Origin of the sequence: Stenotrophomonas sp. TWI809 (assembly GCF_039673205.1) — a bacterium.
In the GTDB taxonomy this organism is placed as follows: domain Bacteria; phylum Pseudomonadota; class Gammaproteobacteria; order Xanthomonadales; family Xanthomonadaceae; genus Stenotrophomonas.
This window is the reverse complement of record NZ_JBDJLE010000010.1, coordinates 19,408-34,295: the sequence shown is the minus strand read 5'-3', so window position 1 is coordinate 34,295 and position 14,888 is coordinate 19,408. Positions and strand designations below refer to the sequence as shown.

The 14,888-nt window shown below is 68.1% G+C and carries 13 protein-coding genes; 6 read left to right on the top strand and 7 right to left on the bottom strand.

The features are described from left to right. The first annotated feature begins 52 nt into the window (after positions 1–52). A complete protein-coding gene (locus ABE472_RS09755) occupies positions 53–3,583 on the top strand; it encodes an ATP-binding protein (protein WP_346466095.1) in 3,531 nt (1,176 codons plus the stop codon). A gap of 38 nt (positions 3,584–3,621) precedes the next feature. On the opposite strand, the gene mdtD is transcribed toward ABE472_RS09755, so the two are convergent. From mdtD to ABE472_RS09730, 5 genes are all read right to left on the bottom strand, one after another. Next, positions 3,622–5,025: a multidrug transporter subunit MdtD gene (gene mdtD, locus ABE472_RS09750; protein WP_313210960.1), complete on the bottom strand. Its 1,404-nt coding sequence runs from the start codon at positions 5,023–5,025 to the stop codon at positions 3,622–3,624. Between the two features lie 517 nt (positions 5,026–5,542). Continuing rightward, positions 5,543–6,616, bottom strand: coding sequence for a uroporphyrinogen decarboxylase (hemE, locus tag ABE472_RS09745; RefSeq protein ID WP_313210958.1), 1,074 nt, complete (start codon positions 6,614–6,616; stop codon positions 5,543–5,545). 77 nt (positions 6,617–6,693) lie between these two features. Next, on the bottom strand, positions 6,694–6,945 hold the full coding sequence (locus ABE472_RS09740; RefSeq protein ID WP_313210956.1) for a WGR domain-containing protein: 252 nt from the start codon (positions 6,943–6,945) through the stop codon (positions 6,694–6,696). Between the two features lie 71 nt (positions 6,946–7,016). Continuing rightward, complete coding sequence (gene aroB / locus ABE472_RS09735; RefSeq protein ID WP_313219137.1) at positions 7,017–8,126, bottom strand: 3-dehydroquinate synthase; 1,110 nt, start codon at positions 8,124–8,126, stop codon at positions 7,017–7,019. Further along, positions 8,123–8,665: a shikimate kinase gene (locus ABE472_RS09730; RefSeq protein ID WP_313210952.1), complete on the bottom strand. Its 543-nt coding sequence runs from the start codon at positions 8,663–8,665 to the stop codon at positions 8,123–8,125. The genes aroB and ABE472_RS09730 overlap by 4 nt, the downstream gene beginning before the upstream one ends. Before the next feature lie 95 nt (positions 8,666–8,760). On the opposite strand from ABE472_RS09730, the gene ABE472_RS09725 reads away from it, so the two are divergent. Continuing rightward, positions 8,761–8,964 (top strand): dodecin family protein, encoded by a 204-nt coding sequence (locus tag ABE472_RS09725; protein WP_123730473.1) that lies wholly within the window; start codon positions 8,761–8,763, stop codon positions 8,962–8,964. A gap of 26 nt (positions 8,965–8,990) precedes the next feature. Here ABE472_RS09725 and ABE472_RS09720 read toward each other — a convergent pair whose 3' ends face one another. Next, a complete protein-coding gene (locus ABE472_RS09720; RefSeq protein ID WP_313210949.1) occupies positions 8,991–9,818 on the bottom strand; it encodes a kinase in 828 nt (275 codons plus the stop codon). Between the two features lie 41 nt (positions 9,819–9,859). On the opposite strand from ABE472_RS09720, the gene pdxH reads away from it, so the two are divergent. Beyond that, positions 9,860–10,459 (top strand): pyridoxamine 5'-phosphate oxidase, encoded by a 600-nt coding sequence (gene pdxH, locus ABE472_RS09715; protein WP_313210947.1) that lies wholly within the window; start codon positions 9,860–9,862, stop codon positions 10,457–10,459. Further along, entirely contained in the window at positions 10,456–10,911 is a 456-nt protein-coding gene (aac(6'), locus tag ABE472_RS09710) for an aminoglycoside 6'-N-acetyltransferase (RefSeq protein WP_346466094.1), read from the top strand. Before pdxH ends, aac(6') begins: the two co-directional genes overlap by 4 nt. A 12-nt stretch (positions 10,912–10,923) precedes the next feature. Here aac(6') and prpR read toward each other — a convergent pair whose 3' ends face one another. Continuing rightward, a complete protein-coding gene (gene prpR, locus ABE472_RS09705; RefSeq protein WP_346466093.1) occupies positions 10,924–12,546 on the bottom strand; it encodes a propionate catabolism operon regulatory protein PrpR in 1,623 nt (540 codons plus the stop codon). Between the two features lie 157 nt (positions 12,547–12,703). On the opposite strand from prpR, the gene prpB reads away from it, so the two are divergent. Both prpB and prpC read left to right on the top strand, forming a co-directional pair. Continuing rightward, entirely contained in the window at positions 12,704–13,594 is an 891-nt protein-coding gene (gene prpB / locus ABE472_RS09700) for a methylisocitrate lyase (RefSeq protein ID WP_346463302.1), read from the top strand. Between the two features lie 27 nt (positions 13,595–13,621). After that, a complete protein-coding gene (gene prpC, locus ABE472_RS09695; RefSeq protein ID WP_088432970.1) occupies positions 13,622–14,779 on the top strand; it encodes a 2-methylcitrate synthase in 1,158 nt (385 codons plus the stop codon). Positions 14,780–14,888 lie beyond the last annotated feature (109 nt).

Below are 14,888 nucleotides of genomic sequence, written 5' to 3'. Positions count from 1 at the left end.
AGGCCCGTTCCGGGCGACGGCAGTGAATCGAGGGACAGACCCGGGAGAGCCATTGGTGTTGCGTGTGCTGTGGCCGTTGCTGATCGGCCTGTGTGTGCTCTGGCCGGCGCTTGCGTCGGCCCAGCCGGTACCGCCGACGCCGCGGCAGCTCACCGTGTTCGATGGCCTGCCATCCAACACCGTCAATCGCATGGCCGAGGATCGCTACGGCTATCTGTGGATTGCCACCAATGATGGCCTGGCCCGTTACGACGGCCGCAACTACCGCATCTGGCGTGCCGAGGACGGCCTGCGCGACAACCACGTCTGGAGCGTGCACGTGGATGCGCGCAATCAGCTGTGGATCGGCACGGAGAACGCCGGCCTGGCGATGATGTCGGCCGATCGCCGCGAGATCCGCTTCTACGATCGCGACAGCCATCCGGAAATCGGCAGCAACACGATCTGGAGCGTGGCGTCCACCCCGGACGGTGCGATCTGGTTCGGCACTTACCAGGGCGGCCTGCACCGGCTGGAGCGTGATGGCACGCTGACCCGCTTCATGCCCGAGCCGGGCAACCCGCGCAGCCTGCCGGCGGCATCGGTCGGCAATCTGGCCACCACCCTGGATGGCACCTTGTGGATCGGATCCAAAGCCGGCCTGGCGCGCTGGACCGGACACGATTTCGAACCGGTGCCCAGTGCCCAGTTGTCGGCGCGCGTCATCAATGGCCTCACCGCCGAGCCCGATGGCAGCCTGTGGATCAGCAGCAATGTCGGGGTGGCGGTGCGCCGCCCGGATGGCCGTTTCGAACCGGCTCCCTGGGCCGTTGCCGATGGCGATCAGATCCTGGGCATGATGTTGCGCGACGAGCAGGGCGGGTATTGGCTGGACACCCGTTCGGGCCTGGGCCGTGCGATGGACGGTCAGTTCCAGCAGGTGCCACTGTACAGCGCGATCGCGCGCGGGCAGGTGCGGCCGAACTGGACCGGCGCTTACGAAGATCGCGAGGGCGGCATCTGGCTGGCCAGCACCAACGGCGGCCTGTGGCATCTGCTGCCGCGATGGTGGCAGTTCTCGGTGCTGTCGCGCCTGGAAGATGACCCGGCCTCGCTGCGCAATGCGTATGTGCTGGGCATGGGCGCAGCCGCGGACGGCGGCGTGTGGACGGTGGGTACGCATGGTGCCCTGGACAAGTTCGACCCGGTCAGCGGGAAGATCGAACAGCACCGGACCTGGGTGGACGGCACGCAATGGCTGCAGTCGGTGCTGGAGGATCCGCGCGGCCAGGTCTGGATCGGATCCTGGGACGCGCTGCTGCGCTATGACCCCCGGCAGAAGCGGATACGGCGCTGGGGGCGCGACGCGGCGGTGGACGCCACGATGGAGGGCGCGATCGAATCATTGGCGTTGTGCGACGGGCAGCGCCTGTGGACGGCCTCGGCCAACGGGCTGCAGCAGCGCGATCTCGATGGACGCGTTCTGCATCGCGTCGCGCTCGGCCACGCCGGATTGAGCGCTGGCCAGAACGCGCTCGATATCCGGTGCGGTCCCCAGGACCGCCTGTGGGTGGCCACCGGGCGGGGGCTGCTGCAGTGGGTCGCGGCGCGCTCGCGTTTCGAGCCGCTGCCGGGTGGCCCCGCGGCGAGCGTGCATGCGATGGCGCTGGCCGGCGATGACAGTGTCTGGCTTTCCGAGGAAGGCAAGCTCTCGCACTACGGCTGGCAGGGCGATCGGTTGACCCTGCAGGAAGTGATCGGCAGCAGTGCCGGCTACCCCGCGATCACCGCCACCGGCCTGGTGGTGGACCGGCAGGGCGTGGTCTGGGCAGCAAATGCTCGGGGCCTGGTGCGTGTCGATCCGGAGGCGGGCAGCGTGCGCCAATACGGCGTACATGATGGCCTGCCCAGCCAGGAATTTCGCCGCCGCACGCTGACGCTGACCCCGAGTGGTCGGATCGTGGGTGGCACGCCTGCCGGGGTGGTGGTATTCGATCCGGCACAGGTCAAGCCGGCGACGCGACGCGCGCCCCTGGTGATCGAGCGGGTCGAGGTGCGTCGTGGCGAGCGTGTCCTGGACCTGACCCATGCGGTTCCGCTGGACATCGCCGACGGCGACCGCGATCTGCGGATCGTCGCGCGGCTGCTGTCCTTCGCCGATTCCACCTCGAACAACTACCGTTACCGGCTGGCCGGCTACGACCCGGATTGGGTGGAAGTGGGGCCCGGCGGCGAACGCCTGTTCTCGCGCCTGCCGCCGGGCCGCTACCGGCTGGAAATCCAGGCCCGTTCGGCCGACCACATCTGGTCGCGGGTGCAGGTGCTGGAGTTCCGGGTGCTGCCGCCGTGGTGGCGCAGCCTGTCGGGCCTGTTGCTGCTGACCTCGGCCGTGTTGCTGCTGCTCAGTCTGTTCGCCTGGTTGTACCGGCGCCGGCTGCAGCGCCGGCATGCGTATCAGCTGGCACTGCAGAAGCAGGAACTGGCCGAGCAGGCTTCGATGGCCAAGACCCGTTTCCTGGCGAACCTGGGCCATGAGGTGCGCACGCCGATGACCGGGGTGCTGGGCATGAGCGAGCTGCTCTTGTCCTCGCCATTGAACCCCCAGCAGCGCGGCTACACCGAGTCGATCCGCCACGCAGGCGAGCACCTGCTGCATCTGGTCAACGACGCGCTGGACCTGGCCCGGATCGAGTCGGGGCGCCTGGAACTGCAGGCGCAGCCGTTCCAGCTGCAGCGACCGATCGACGACGTCTGCGCGTTGATGGCCGCGCTGGCCGGGCAGAAGGGGCTGCGGTTCGTGGTCGACAACACCTTGCCGGCCGGCACCCGCACGGTCGGTGACGAGCTGCGCGTGCGCCAGATCCTGCTGAACCTGCTGGGCAACGCGGTCAAGTTCACCAGCCACGGCGAAGTACGGTTGACGTTGCGCGCGATCACGGCCGGCCGCGGGTTGCACATCGAGGTATCCGATACCGGGCCGGGCATCAGCACCGATCAACAGGAGCGACTGTTCCGCCGCTTCGAGCAGGCCGATGGCGCCCGCACCGCCGCGCAGTACGGGGGCAGCGGGCTGGGTCTGGCGATCTGCCGCGAGCTGGCACTGGCGATGCAGGGGCAGATCGGCGTGCAGAGCCAGCTCGGCGTGGGAACGCGTTTCACGGTGACCCTGCCGTTGCCCCTGGAGCAGGCAACCACCGGCGCGCCGGGCGCGGCCGAGGGCGAGCAATGGGTATTGCCGCCGCTGCGCATCCTGCTGGTGGAGGACGATCTGACCGTGGCCGAGGTGGTCAGTGGCCTGCTATCGGCGCGTGGCCACCAGGTGGTCCATGCCGAGCACGCATTGGCGGCGCTGCGCGAGGTCAGCGAGGCACCGTTCGAGGTGGTGTTGATGGATCTGGATCTGCCAGGACTGGGCGGCATCGCCTTGGCTGAGCACCTGCGCAGCCAAGGGTTCGAGATGCCGCTGATCGCGGTCACGGCGCGCACCGATCCATCGATCGAGCAGCAGGCCCGCGACGCAGGCTTCGATGCCTTCCTGCGCAAGCCGGTCACCGGCGATCTGCTGGTGGAGGCGATCGCGCGCGTATTGCACGCCACCCGGTAGCAGCGGACCGGTGGTCCGCTGACGGTGCGTGCCCGCCGTTACTCGGCGACTTCCTCAACGTCGCGTGGCGAGGGCCGCGTGTCCGGCAGTTGCCAGAAGATCAGTGTGGAGGTCAGGGTGATGGCGCCGACGCAGACGAAGGTGGCGTGCAGCGCAGCCGTCGCGCCATGCGAAGCATCGAGATGATTGAACGCGGCGAGCAGGCTGCCGGCAGCGGCCGCACCAAAGCCGGTTGCGAGCATCATCACCATCGAAAGAAGACTGTTGCCGGCACTGGCGAAGTCGCGGTCCAGATCGCGCAGGGTCACGGTGTTCATCACCGTGAACTGCAGTGAATTGACGGCACCGAACAGGGCCAGCTGGATGATGCGGATCCACAGCGGCTGGCCGGGCGTCATGAAGATGAAACTGGCCATCGCCAGGCCGACCAGCACGGTATTGACCATGAGCACGCGGCGATAGCCGAAGCGCTCGACGAGCTTGACCGCGTACCGCTTGGAGACCATGCCTGCCGCGGCGACCGGGATCATCAACAGGCCGGCATTCATCGGGCTCATGCCCATGCCGACCTGCAGCAGCAGTGGAATCAGCAGCGGCATGGCGCTGCTGCCGATACGTGAGAACAGGTTGCCGAGGATGCCGATGCGGTAGCTGGGCACGTGGAACAGCGCGAGCGAGAACAGCGGCGCCGTGGAGTTGGCGGCGTGCAGCCAGTAACCGACGAGGGCGGCCAGGCCGGCGACGGTCATGAGCATGACCAGTGCATGCGGGGTGGCCATGCCGGAGATGCCGTCCAGCGCGAGGGACAGTACGACCATGCCGAAGGCCAGCATGAGGTAGCCGGCGATGTCGAAGCGTGTGCGGTGTTCGGCGTAGTGGTCCGGCATGATCTTCATCGCCGCGACGTAGCCGATGATGCCGATCGGCAGGTTGATCAGGAACACCCAGTGCCAGGAGGCGACTTCGACGAGCCAGCCACCCAGGGTGGGGCCGATCAGCGGGCCGATCAGGGCGGGGATGGCGATGAAACTCATGGCGCGAAGGAATTCTTCGCGGGACACCGAGCGCATGACGGCCAGGCGGCCGACCGGCAACAGCATGGCACCACCGATGCCCTGCAGGACGCGGGCGCCGACGAGCTGGTGCAGGGTCTGGGCGAGCGCGCAGGCGAGCGAGCCGAGGGTGAACAGGATGATCGCGACAAGGAAGGTGCGTCGTGTGCCGAAGCGGTCGGCGATCCAGCCGGAGGCAGGGATGAAGGTGGCGACGGCCAGGGCGTAGCTGAAGACGACCGACTGCATCTGCAGCGGGCTTTCACCGAGGCTGCGGGCCATGGCAGGCAATGCGGTGTTGACGATGGTGGAGTCCAGCATCTGCATGAAGATGGCCAGCGATACGAGCCACAACAGGGGCCGGATCGAGGCGTAGCTGCTGGTCGTCATGGTGCGGGCCTTCGTCAACGAGGGCGATATGATCGCCGATGTGGGATCAGGGTGTGGTCAAGAGCCGAAGCCGAAGCCGAAGCCGAAGCCGAAGCCGAAGCCGAAGCATCGGCTCGGTCGGTGTCGCGGAGAGGGTGCGGCACGGGTGGGTTGGCGGGACACGCCGTAAATCCGTCCATGGAGGCTCATGTCGCGCCATCCATGGCGCTCATGGTCCCGCCAACCCACCCGTGCCACACCCATGACCGTTGTCTGGCTGTCAGGGGAAGAGCGGACATGCAGGAAACCAGTCGCTCGTCTGGAATGGATGTAATGCCGGGACTGACATGGGTAGATCCACGCCATGCGTGGATGGCCGCGCGCAGCGCGGCAATGATTGGCACCCATCGCCTGCGGACGGCACGTGTGGTGCGTCTCGAGGGTGGAAACGAGCTCACGCGTCCTGGATGCAGAACGCGTGCGTCGTCGGCCAAGCCAGGGTAGTGCCGGCCGCTGGCCGGCTACCTGCCGATGGCGATCAGCGTCGGCTCAAGCGGTGTACAGCTTCCACCAGCACCTGGACATGGTCGGGATTCATGTCGGGCGACATGCCGTGGCCAAGGTTGAAGACGTGGCCTTCGCGCGAGCCGCCGTTGCCTTGGGCGTAGCTGTCGAGCACCTGGCCGGCGGCGCGTTCGATGGCGGCGGGATTGCCGTACAGGGTGGTGGGGTCGAGGTTGCCCTGCAGGGCGACGCGGCCGCCTGTGCGGGCGACGGCGTCGGCGAGGTCCAGCGTCCAGTCGACACCGAGGGCGTCCGCGCCGGTGTCGGCGAGGGCGCCCAGATGCAGGCCGGTGCCTTTGCCGAACAGGATCAGCGGGGTGCGTTCGGCACCCTCACCGCGTTCGAGTTCCTGGGCGATGCGGGTCAGGTAGCGCAGGGAAAATTCGCGGTACATGGTGGGGCTGAGTACGCCGCCCCAGGTGTCGAACACCTGCAGGACCTGCGCGCCGGCCGCGCGCTGGGCGGCAAGGTAGGCGATCACCGCGTCGGTGACGACCGAGAGCAGCTGGTGCAGGGCGGCCGGTTCGTTCAGGGCCATCGCCTTGATGCGGGCGAAGTCCTTGCTGCCGCCGCCTTCGACCATGTAGCAGGCCAGCGTCCACGGGCTGCCGGAGAAGCCGATCAAGGGCACACTGCCATCGAGTTCGCGGCGGATCACGCGGACGGCGTCCATCACGTAGCGCAGTTCGGTTTCCATGTCCGGCACGGCCAGCTTGGCGATGGCGGCCGCATCGCGGACGGGGTGGCGGAACTTCGGGCCTTCGCCTTCGACGAAGTACAGCTCCAGGCCCATCGCGTCGGGGATGGTGAGGATGTCCGAGAACAGGATGGCGGCATCGAGGTCGAAGCGGCGCAGCGGCTGCAGGGTGACTTCGCAGGCGATGTCCGGGTTCTTGGCCATCGCCAGGAAGCTGCCGGCCTTGGCGCGGGTGGCGCGGTACTCGGGCAGGTAACGGCCGGCCTGGCGCATCAGCCAGACGGGGGTGCAGTCCACCGGTTCGCGGCGCAGGGCGCGCAGCAGGCGATCATGGCGGGAGGGGCTGGTCACGGAACGCTTCCTTGGGATCTGGTGGCGCGGGGCCGAAGGGGGGTATGACGGTAGGGCGATGGCGGTGCGATGGCCGCTCAGGGCGGCGGATCACCGCTGGTGTAGGTCACTTCGTAGCCGCGATGCAGGTGCGCGTCGCGCGCCTTCTCGAACGCGGCCAGCGCCAGGTCTTGCTGCAGATGCAGCTCGCGCCGCAGTTGCCCGCGCCCGCCGATGGGGCCAGATTCGAGCAGCAGCTCCCAGCCGCCGAACAGGTCCGGTTGCAGGGTGAGCTGGAGATAGCGGGCCGGATCGGCACCGCGGGCGTGTTGGTGCAGGAAGACGCGCATGCCCCGATTGTAGCCGTGAACGCCGGAGGTGGCCGTCAGCGTCGGGGCAGGTGCGGCGGAAGGTCGCAGGCTCAGCCGGCGGCGAGCACGCGCAGCACGTCGGCCTCGTCGACATCGGCGACCACTTCGGCCCGGCCGATCCCACGCCACAGCACCAGGCGCAGGCGGCCGGCGACGTTCTTCTTGTCCAGCCGCATCCGGGCCAGCAGCGCCTCAGGCTGCAGGCCGGCAGGAATGGCCACCGGCAGTTCGTAGCGCAGCAGCAGCTCGCGCAGCTGGTCGGTGTCGGCGTCCTCGCTCATGCCCAGCCGGGCCGACAGGCGTGCGGCCAGGACCATGCCGACCGCGACGGCTTCGCCGTGGTTGAGGTTGTCGTTGCCCGGTGCGCCGTAGCCCTGTTCGGTTTCGATCGCGTGGCCGAAGGTGTGGCCCAGGTTGAGCAGGGCACGCTCGCCTTTTTCCAGCGGATCGCGCGCCACGATCTCGGCCTTGTGCTCGCAGCTGCGCGCGATGGCCTGGGCCAGCGCGGTGTCGTCGCCGGCCAGCAGCGCGGCGTGTTCGGCCTGCAGCCACTGGAAAAACAACGGGTCGCGGATCGCACCGTACTTGATCACCTCGGCCAGGCCGGCCCGCAGCTCGCGCGGCGGCAGGGTACGCAGGGCGGCGGTATCGGCGATCACGGCGCGCGGCGGGTGGAAGGCGCCGACCAGGTTCTTGCCTTCGGGAATGTCCACTGCGGTCTTGCCTCCGACCGAGGAGTCGACCATCGCCAGCAGTGACGTCGGCAACTGCACGCAGTCCACGCCGCGCATCCAGCAGGCGGCTGCGAAGCCGGCCAGGTCGCCAGCGACGCCGCCACCGAGGGCCATCACGCAGGCATCTCGGGTGGCGCCGAGGGCGGCCAGTGCGGTGATCGCATCGCCGAAGTGGGCCAAGGTCTTGGAGGCTTCGCCGGCCGGCAGCACCAGCGCACCGATCAGCAGATCCGGACGCGCGGCCAGCAGCGCCGACTTCACTCCGGCCAGATACAGTGGGGCGACCGAGGAATCGCTGAGCAGCAGCACATGGCGGCCGCGCACGTGGCGGGCCAGCAGCTCCCCGTGGCCGAGCAGGCCCGGGCCGATGTGGATGGTGTAGGGGGTGTCGCCGCTGACGGCAACGGTACGCGGGGAGGGGGTCATTCGGGTGTTTCCTGTCGCTGCCACTGCGCGGCCAGGCGCAGCACCAGCTGCGCGGTGGCCTCGGCGGGCGTGTAGAGATCGGTATCCAGGGTGAGATCGGCCAGGCCCTGGTAAAGCGGGTCGCGGGCGGCGGCCATGTCGTGCAGGACCTGTTCGCGGTCCGGCCGCTGCAGCAGCGGGCGGCCGCGGTCACGGGCCAGCCGCTCCAGCTGGGCCGGCACGCTGACCCGCAGGTAGACCACGAAACCCCGGCGTGCGATCGCGGCGCGGTTGTCCGGATCCAGCACCGCGCCACCGCCGGTGGAGACCAGTTGGCCGTGGCCGTCCAGCAGGGCGTGCAGGACCTGGCGCTCGTGCTGGCGGAAGCCGGCCTCCCCGGAGTGTTCGAAGATCGCCGGAATGCTGGCGCCGGTGCTGTCCACGATGGCCTGGTCGGCGTCCACGAAGTCCAGCGTGAAGCGCTCGGCCAGCCGGCGCCCGATGCAGGTTTTGCCGGCGCCCATCGGGCCAATCAGGATGAGGTTCGGCGCGGGATTCATTACCCTCGATCCTAACATCTCCGTGCCATCGCCTTTACGTGCCGGCCCCCATGGTGGGCCGGCGCGGACTCTCCCGCGCGCCACCGGAGCGCCCCATGTCCGTCGCCAAAATCATCGAGATCAACGCGTCCTCCAAGACCAGCGTCGAGGACGCGGTACGCAGCGGCCTGAAGAAGGTGGCCGAGACGGTCAAGGGCATCCAGGGCGCCTGGATCAATGAAACCAAGGTCGTCACCGATGGCGAGGGCAACATCACCGAATGGCGGGTGAATCTGCGGGTGACCTTCCTGGTCGGCTGAGTGCTGCGTTTCCGTCGATGCCGCGGTCAGCGCGGCGCGACGATCCGGCGCTGTTCGTCCAGTGCGATCACCGTATCGGCCAGCGCCGGCAACGTACGCAGCGCCTGCCGGCTGACCCGTTCGTAGTACTGCACGAAGCGCTCCAGCTGGGCGCGGCTCATGCTGCTGCGGTCGGGTTGGGCGGCCTGCAGGTTCTGCTCCTGCTGCCAGCGCCAGCGCGGGATCACCGAGAAGTCCGGCGGCTGCAGGAACCACAGCCGGTCGCAACGCTGCCACAGCGCGGGGTAGTCCTGCGCGAGCGCGTGATTGCACCAGCGGCGCCAGCGGCCGTCGGCATCGGCGTCGCGCTCGAGTGCGTTGAGCGGTGGATCCAGGTCGGCCTCGTCCTGTGCCGGCGTGCCCAGGAACCAGCCTTCGAACACAAGCAGGTCGAGCGGGCCGTCGAGGCGCGGCCAGTCCTTTTCGGGCAGGCGCTCGTCGGCCAGTTTGTCGAAACGGGGCAGGGCGACCGGGCCGCCGGCCGCGACCGCGTCCAAGGTGGCATGGGCCAGGGCCAGATCGTGGGTGCCTGGCGGGCCGCGGGTCAGCAGCAGCGGGTGCACCTGCCGCGCCAGACGTTGGCGCTGGGCACGGGTGAGGTACACATCGTCGATGGAGAGCATGGCCGCGCGCAGGCCGCGCGATGCCGCCAATGCGACCACCTGGGCCGCCAGCGTCGATTTGCCGCTCCCCTGCAGGCCGCTGATCGCCAATACTGGAACGGCCGCGCCGCAGTTCAGCGCGTCGTCCAGCGCCTGCGCGACCAGTGCATCCGGAAAACCTTTCGTCGGGGGCATGTACGCAGGTGCAGGCATGCAGCGACAATAAACCCAAACCGCGTGACAAGAAAACCGCCATGACCGATCTGTATGCCGAAGCGTTGTCCACCTTTGCCGGGCTGTTCGAAGAAGCCAAGGCAAGCCGCGAAGTCGAACCGAATGCGATGACGGTGGCCACGGCCGACCCGAACGGCCAGCCCTCCGCGCGGACCGTGTTGCTGAAGGCGTTCGACGAGCGCGGCTTCGTGTTCTATACCCATCTGGACAGCCACAAGGGGCGTGAACTGCAGGCCAATCCACGCGCCGCGCTGCTGTTCCTGTGGCGCAGCCTGCGCGAAGCCGGCATCCAGGTGCGGATCGAAGGCGGAGTGGAGAAGGTCAGCGACGCCGAGGCCGATGCGTACTTCGCTTCGCGCCCGCGCATGAGCCAGATCGGCGCCTGGGCGTCACTGCAATCGAAGACGCTGGCCTCGCGCGAAGCATTCGACGCACGCGTGGCGGCCACCGAGGCCAGCTTCGAGGGCCGCGACGTGCCGCGTCCGGACGGCTGGAGCGGCCTGCGCGTGGTGCCGCAGCGGATCGAGTTCTGGTACGGCGCGCAGTTCCGTCTGCACGAGCGCTGGTGCTATGAGACTGGTGTGGACGGGCAGTGGAGCAAGCGGATGTTGTTCCCGTGAACGCTGCCGCGCCGGTCATCCGGCACGCGACGCGTGTGGACGCCACGGCGTGGGCAAGCCTGCGGCGGGGTCTGTGGCCTGATGCCGATGAGACGCTGGGGGAGCTCCAGGACGCCCTGGCTGACGCCGACGCTGCCGTCTTCCTGGCCTGCGCCGATGCAGCGGTCGGATTTGCCGAGGTGCGGCTCCGGCACGACTACGTCAACGGAACCGAGACCACGCCGGTCGGCTTCCTGGAAGGCTGGTACGTGCAGCCGGACTGGCAGGGACGTGGCCTGGGCCGCGCGCTGCTGGCGGCGGCCAAGGCGTGGACGCGCGCGAAGGGCTGCAGTGAGCTGGCCTCCGACAGCCGGCTTGAAGACGTGACTGCCCAGGCGGCGCACCGGGCCTGTGGATTCGAGGAAACCGAGCGCGTGGTGTATTTCCGGCTGCCGCTGGATCCGGCTGCCTGACGCGCGGTCTGTTCAACCCACCGACCCCTCGCGCAGCCACCGCCACAGCGTTGTCCGCGATACGCCCAGCAGCGCGCACGCCTGCTCGCGGTTGCCGCCGCAGTCGGCCAGCAACCGCCGCAGCGCGGCCGCATCCGGTCGCGCCGTTGACGCAGCAGTGAGGGCTGCCGGGGTGCCGCCGCCTGGAACCGCCAGTGGCCGCTGCGCCGCGTGCAGTTCCGGCAACCACTGCAGCATCTGCGGCAACGTCAGCGCGCCCGGCTGTTGCTGCCAGTGGATGCGCAGGCGATCGACCATGTTGCGCAGCTCACGCACGTTGCCCGGCCAGGCGTAGTCGCGCAGCCGCGCGAGCGCCTCCGGCGAGAGCGGCGAATCCGTATCCGCGAGCTGCCGGAAGAAGTGGCTCATCAGCAAGGGCACATCCGCGCGCCGGTCGCGCAGCGTCGGCAGCGCGATGCGCAGCGCGGCCAGGCGGTAGTACAGATCGCGGCGGAAGCGTTGTGTGTCCACCAGCGATTCCAGCGTCTGCAGCGTGGCCGCGACCACGCGCACGTCCACCGGCGTCGGCTCGGTAGCGCCCACGCGCAGCACTTCGCGCTCTTCCAGTACCCGCAGCAGCCGGGTCTGCAACGGCAGCGGAAGTTCGCCGATTTCATCGAGGAACAAGGTGCCGCCCTCGGCGGCTTCGACCAGACCGACACGACCGCCACGACGTGCGCCGGTGAAGGCGCCTTCGTTGTAACCGAACAGCTCGGCTTCCAGCAGTGACTCGCTGATCGCCCCGCAGTTCAGCGCGACGAAACGGCCCCGGCGGCCGCTGGCGGTATGCAGTTGCCGCGCGACCAGCTCCTTGCCGGTGCCGGTCGCGCCGGTCACCAGCACGGTGCTGTCGTACGGGGCGTACAGCGCGATGTGCTCGCGCACCTGCTGCATCGGCGCGCTGTCACCGAGCAGGGCGTGGTCGGCATCCCGGCGCTTGGCCGGTGCCCGCCGCCGCAGTGACGATGCCCCGGAACGGGCCAGGGTCTGGGTCAGCTCCAAGGCATGTTCGAAGGCTTGCCGCACCGAATCGGCCGAGTACAGCAGTACCCCGGGCAGGCCGACCTGCTCGGCATGGTCGATCGCCATGCCGGTGCCGACGATCACCTCGATGCCGTTGGCACGTAGATCGGCGATGCAGTCGCGCGCATCCTCACGGGTGACGAAGCGGCGGTGCTCGATGTCCAGCCCGAAGCTGTGCTGGAAGCTGCCGAACGTCGGCACGTCGGTGGCATGCGTGACCAGACCGATCCGCGGGGCGATCCGGCGCGCGCGCGCCAGCGCTTCCATCAGATCGAAACCATTGGCCTGGATCGGGACCAGCGGCACCTCCAGCCGGCTCCGCAGGTAGGCCGCGTTCGAACCACCGGCGATCACCACATCGCAGTGTTCGCGGCGCAGGCGCTGGCCGATGACATCCACTGCCTCCTCGAAACCAAGGTTGATCGGCACGATGCGGGCGCGGCGGTCGAACTCGGGAATCACATCCCCCAGCAGTCCGGTCAGGCGCGACACGCTGACGGTCCAGATCACCGGCAGTTGGCCGGCATCGGGATCGGACAGGCGGGCGCGGTGGCGGGGCAGGCTGATCGACATGAGGCTGTTTCAATGGTTCAGTTTCAGCCATGTTACAGATGTTTCAATGTTTCAAGGTGAAACGTCGCAGTCACCTCGCTGCCTCAATGAAATCAGACACTTGTCACCTGGCACGGCCTTTGCGCCTATCAATGGGTCAATCACGATGGAATGTCGCATGAGCACCCCCGTTTCTTCCGCTGGCGCCCGTTTCCGCGCCGCACTGGCCGCCGAATCGCCGTTGCAGGTGATCGGCGCGATCAACGCCAACCACGCGCTGCTGGCCAAGCGCGCCGGCTACCGGGCGATCTACCTCTCCGGCGGCGGCGTCGCGGCCGGCTCGCTGGGCCTGCCGGACCTGGGCATCAATACCCTGGAAGACGTGCTGATCGACGTGCGACGTATCACCGATGTGTGCGACCTGCCGCTGATGGTGGATATCGACACCGGTTTCGGTCCGAGCGCGTTCAACATCGCGCGTACGGTCAAGTCGCTGATCAAGGCCGGCGCGGCCGCCTGCCATATCGAAGACCAGGTCGGCGCCAAGCGCTGCGGTCACCGCCCGGGCAAGGAGATCGTGTCGCAGGGCGAGATGGTGGACCGGGTCAAGGCCGCCGCCGATGCCAAGACCGATCCGGACTTCTTCCTGATCGCACGCACCGATGCCATCCAGGTCGATGGCGTGGATGCCGCGATCGAACGCGCCATCGCCTGCGTCGAGGCCGGTGCCGATGGCATCTTCGCCGAGGCCGCCTACGATCTGGATACCTACCGCCGCTTCGTCGATGCGGTGAAGGTGCCGGTGCTGGCCAACATCACCGAGTTCGGCGCCACGCCGCTGTTCAGCCGCGACGAGCTGGCCTCGGCCGGCGTCGCCATCCAGCTGTTCCCGCTGTCCGCGTTCCGCGCTGCCAACAAGGCGGCAGAGAACGTGTATGAGATCATCCGCCGCGAGGGCCACCAGCGTAATGTGGTGGAGGCGATGCAGACCCGCGAGGAACTCTACGACCGTATCGGTTACCACGCCTTCGAGCAGCAGCTCGATGCGTTGTTCGCCGCCAAGAAGTAAGACCGCACACTGTTTTCTGGAGGGATCATGAGCGACACCACTACCGCCCCCGGCTTCAAGCCGAAGAAATCCGTCGCCCTGTCGGGCACCGCCGCCGGCAACACCGCGCTGTGCACCGTCGGCCGCAGCGGCAACGACCTGCATTACCGCGGGTATGACATCGCCGATCTGGCCAACACCAGCGAGTTCGAGGAAATCGCGCATCTGCTGGTCCATGGCAAGCTGCCGACCCGCGCCGAGCTGGTCGCCTACAAGACCAAGCTGAAGTCGCTGCGTGGCATCCCGGCCGCGGTCAAGGCCGCGCTGGAAGAACTGCCGCCGTCGGCGCACCCGATGGACGTGATGCGTACCGGCGTCTCCGTGCTCGGCTGCGTGTCGCCGGAGAAGGACGACCACAACCATCCCGGCGCGCGCGATATCGCCGACAAGCTGATGGCCTGCCTGGGTTCGATGCTGCTGTACTGGTACCACTGGAGCCACAACGGTCGTGCGATCGACGTGGAAACCGATGATGACTCCATCGGTGGCCACTTCCTGCACCTGCTGCACGGCGAGAAGCCGCAGGATTCGTGGGTCAAGGCGATGCATACCTCGCTGATCCTGTACGCCGAGCACGAGTTCAACGCCTCGACCTTCGCCTGCCGCGTCATCGCCGGCACCGGCAGCGACATGTACAGCGCGATCACCGGCGGCATCGGTGCACTGCGCGGTCCCAAGCACGGCGGCGCCAATGAAGTGGCCTTCGAAGTGCAGAAGCGCTACGACAGCCCCGACGATGCCGAGGCCGACATCAAGGCCCGCGTGGAGCGCAAGGAAGTCGTGATCGGTTTCGGCCACCCGGTCTACACCGTCAGCGATCCGCGCAACAGCATCATCAAGGACGTGGCACGGGACCTGTCCGCCGAGCAGCAGAACGTCAAGATGTACGACATCGCCGAGCGCCTGGAATCGGTGATGTGGGATATCAAGAAGATGTTCCCGAACCTGGACTGGTTCAGCGCGGTCAGCTACCACATGATGGGCGTGCCGACGGCGATGTTCACTCCGTTGTTCGTGATCGCGCGCACCTCCGGTTGGAGCGCGCACATCATCGAGCAGCGCATCGACGGCAAGATCATCCGCCCGAGTGCGAACTACACCGGCCCGGAAGACCAGGCCTTCGTGCCGATCGACCAGCGCAAGTAAGACAGACGTACCGCACCCGTTCGCGGGTGCCTTGCGGACCAGGCCGGCGCGATGCCGGTCTGCTCCGTTGCGGCGTCGCTACTCCTTCTTCGCCGGTGTCACGACGCCC

Bases quoted from the DNA above. Each gene is read 5' to 3' on its own strand.
- mdtD (WP_313210960.1), bottom strand. From the start codon at position 5,025: ATGACGACCAGCAGCTACGCCTCGATCCGGCCCCTGTTGTGGCTCGTA.
- ABE472_RS09740 (WP_313210956.1), bottom strand. From the start codon at position 6,945: ATGCGCGTCTTCCTGCACCAACACGCCCGCGGTGCCGATCCGGCCCGC.
- aroB (WP_313219137.1), bottom strand. From the start codon at position 8,126: ATGACCCCCTCCCCGCGTACCGTTGCCGTCAGCGGCGACACCCCCTAC.
- ABE472_RS09730 (WP_313210952.1), bottom strand. From the start codon at position 8,665: ATGAATCCCGCGCCGAACCTCATCCTGATTGGCCCGATGGGCGCCGGC.
- ABE472_RS09725 (WP_123730473.1), top strand. From the start codon at position 8,761: ATGTCCGTCGCCAAAATCATCGAGATCAACGCGTCCTCCAAGACCAGC.
- ABE472_RS09720 (WP_313210949.1), bottom strand. From the start codon at position 9,818: ATGCCTGCACCTGCGTACATGCCCCCGACGAAAGGTTTTCCGGATGCA.
- pdxH (WP_313210947.1), top strand. From the start codon at position 9,860: ATGACCGATCTGTATGCCGAAGCGTTGTCCACCTTTGCCGGGCTGTTC.
- prpR (WP_346466093.1), bottom strand. From the start codon at position 12,546: ATGTCGATCAGCCTGCCCCGCCACCGCGCCCGCCTGTCCGATCCCGAT.
- prpB (WP_346463302.1), top strand. From the start codon at position 12,704: ATGAGCACCCCCGTTTCTTCCGCTGGCGCCCGTTTCCGCGCCGCACTG.
- prpC (WP_088432970.1), top strand. From the start codon at position 13,622: ATGAGCGACACCACTACCGCCCCCGGCTTCAAGCCGAAGAAATCCGTC.